Source organism: uncultured Campylobacter sp. (assembly GCF_937997465.1).
In the GTDB taxonomy this organism is placed as follows: Bacteria; Campylobacterota; Campylobacteria; order Campylobacterales; family Campylobacteraceae; genus Campylobacter_A.
In genome coordinates this window covers 1-2,763 of sequence record NZ_CALKTQ010000070.1, presented here as the reverse complement: position 1 = coordinate 2,763, position 2,763 = coordinate 1, and the positions used below count along the sequence as shown (strand labels likewise).

General features: G+C 41.7%; 3 protein-coding genes. All 3 read right to left on the bottom strand.

Features of this window, described 5'->3' with window-relative positions; genetic code table 11:
• Positions 1 to 295: aquaporin (locus tag Q0546_RS02035; RefSeq protein ID WP_298790064.1), on the bottom strand; the 295-nt coding region annotated here is incomplete at its 3' end.
• A 635-nt stretch (positions 296 to 930) separates the two neighbouring features.
• Positions 931 to 1,140 carry a hypothetical protein gene (locus tag Q0546_RS02030; RefSeq protein ID WP_298790062.1) on the bottom strand — a complete coding sequence of 70 codons (210 nt, stop codon included), beginning with the start codon at positions 1,138 to 1,140 and terminating at the stop codon, positions 931 to 933.
• Between the two features lie 2 nt (positions 1,141 to 1,142).
• Positions 1,143 to 2,402 carry a bifunctional metallophosphatase/5'-nucleotidase gene (locus Q0546_RS02025; RefSeq protein WP_298790060.1) on the bottom strand — a complete coding sequence of 420 codons (1,260 nt, stop codon included), beginning with the start codon at positions 2,400 to 2,402 and terminating at the stop codon, positions 1,143 to 1,145.
• Between the last annotated feature and the right edge of the window lie 361 nt (positions 2,403 to 2,763).

The following is a 2,763-nucleotide window of genomic DNA, read 5'->3' as shown; positions in this document are numbered from 1 at the left end:
ATAGCACAGCAGCAGCTGCGATCGCTCCGATAACTTGTGCGATGACGTAAGGCACGAAGTCTTTTTTGTCAAATCTTCCGCCAACTAGTAGGCCAACTGATACAGCTGGATTGAAGTGGCCGCCGCTGATGTGACCAACTGCGTAAGCCATCGTAAGAACCGTAAGGCCAAATGCTAGCGAAACTCCGACAAATCCGATACCAAGCTCTGGGAAAGCCGCTGCAAATACTGCACTGCCGCAACCTCCAAAAACTAACCAAAATGTACCAAAAAACTCAGCTAAATATTTTTTCATCTCTTCCCTTTTAGGTAAATTTAAAAGCGCGCGATTTTAGCATAAATTTGTAACTTTGCAAAATATTTTATAGTCTAAATCTATAACATAATGTCTCATGGAGCGTTTTGGTATTTGTTCCGGTTGTTTAGCTCGCGTCTCGGATTTGCTAAAAACTTAACGGTATCGATATCAAGATTCTCCGAGCTTGACGTGCGGCACCTAGCGTAAGCGCATATTTTTTACATTTTTGCTGTTCTCTACGTACCGTTAAACCGATATTTGCATATCTATTAGTTATCATCTAAGTTGTTAAATTTTACTCATAGACCACGATCTGTATGCCGTCCGGAAAGAGCGTATTTGCTAAAACCGTCGCTGTTTTTCTCATAATTCAAAGCAAAAAGTATCCTTAAATATAAGCCTTTAAAATCAAAACAAAAATTAAAAACGCGAAGAATTATCTTGAACTAAATTGCGATAAGAGCCGGGTTGATCGTAAAAAGCTTCTAGACATTAAGTGTTGGGGCTTTATTTTCCGCAATCAAGCCCGTAGTCATTTGACGGTTTTTTACGCTTATCGCTGAATGCGGCGGAAATATAGCCGCAGTTGTATGGTAAATATTAAAAAGTCGCATGGGTGACCGAAAATACTTTTAATCCAAAATCGTTAATCGCCCCTCGACGTCTTGCCTAACGGCTTTATGCGAATTTAAATACTCAGCCAAGATATCCAAACAAGAAGTGGAAATCATCTTAGGAGCGCCGAAATTTTTCACGTGCTCAAAACTGACGCCAAAAAAGCTTTCAAGGTTACAGTAATGATAATTTTGCAAACCGACCGTAAAAATACCGTCATCGGGCATTTCTACCCCTGATAAGTTAGACTTACGATTTCTCGGCGGGAGCGGGAATAGGCGAGTTTTAGCCCCTGCGATAACTGATAAAATTCCGTTGTTCCCAAAAAGGCGTCGTCTCGCAGTAGATAGCACATCATTTGGCGAAAGGTTCGGCCGTCCGCTCTGAGCATATAAACGCCGTCATCATAAGGAAAAATTTCGGCCAAGCCCCCATACTCTACGATCGGCCCTAGCTTTTCGCCCCGAATACTGCCTGAGCCAAGCAACATAATATCTATGCCTAGGCTGTTTTTGAAAATATCGGCAAACAAATTTCCCAAAGCCGTTTCGGTGTTGCGCTGCGGGTGCGTTAGCGGACAGCTAAAACGGGTGATGACGCGAGTATATTTTTGATCGGTTACGCTCTTATATTTTCGAATCAAATTCTCTATTTGTTCATCGACTGGGCAGTACTTGTCGTTTATGGGGATACACTGCCATTTATAGCTTTCGATGCTGTTGGTGTCTGTATTGACCACGATATCAAATCGCCCGATCTGGTCGGTACCGACGCCTGCTTGCGCAATCAAAATATCATTGACGACGCAAGGCTGCTCCATCAAGGTATGAGAATGCCCTCCGATAATCAGATCGACGCCCCATTCCGGTCGCAACATAGCGGCTAGCTCTTTATCAGCCTCAAAACCGATGTGAGTTAGCAAAACCGTAAAATCGATATCGATTCGGTTGTAGGTGTTGCAGATTCGCCCGACCTCTTGTGCCGCCTCTTCGATTCCGATGAAAGAACCGATTAGGTGGTCTTGCTTGGCTTGCGCCAAAACTGCATCGGTGATGATACCGATAAAAAGGATTTTCATGCCGTCAAGCTCCATGATATAGCAAGGCGGAAATAGACGGGCGTGATTGGTTTTGATAAACAAATTTGCGTTTATGATTGGAAACTGGGCGCACTTTTCAATAAAAAGCAAATGCGGAATACCGTAATCTAGCTCATGATTGCCTACCGTAGCGATATCTGGCGCCAGGGCGTTCATGATCTCGATCGTGGAAATCCCTTTGTACTCCGAATCGATAATCGAGCCTCGAAACATATCACCGGCAATAGCGTAGATAACGTTTTTTTCTGTTTGGCGGACTTGATTTATATAGCCGGATAGCATAGAGACGCCGCCTACTAGCTTGTCGTCCACTTGCTCAGCCAAAAAGTCTCCGTGCAAATCATTGGAGTGAAGTAGGGTTAATTTTTTTAAATTTGGCGTGGGATTCATCTGGTCGCCTCCTTAAAGGAAAAAGCAGTAAAAACGAAAAGAATTTTAAGCGGTAAAATAAAATGTTTGCAAACCATAAAACACTCTCCTTATAGAAAATTTTATAGGTTTCTGACTTCTTTTTTATTAGATTGCTTTCTTTCATGCGTCTTACTTAAACTAAAACCGTTTTTGGCAGGAAATTTAAAGTCGCATATTGAACTAAAAATTTCGCAAAAACAATTTTATAGAGTCTTTAGGGCTATTTTTCTAAATTTGACTAGAAGATTGGCTCTGTAAAGGCAAGATATAAAAACTATGATTTTGCAATCTTTTAGTTTATTTTGAGCCGAGCGCAAATTTAAACTCGGCTCAAATTTAA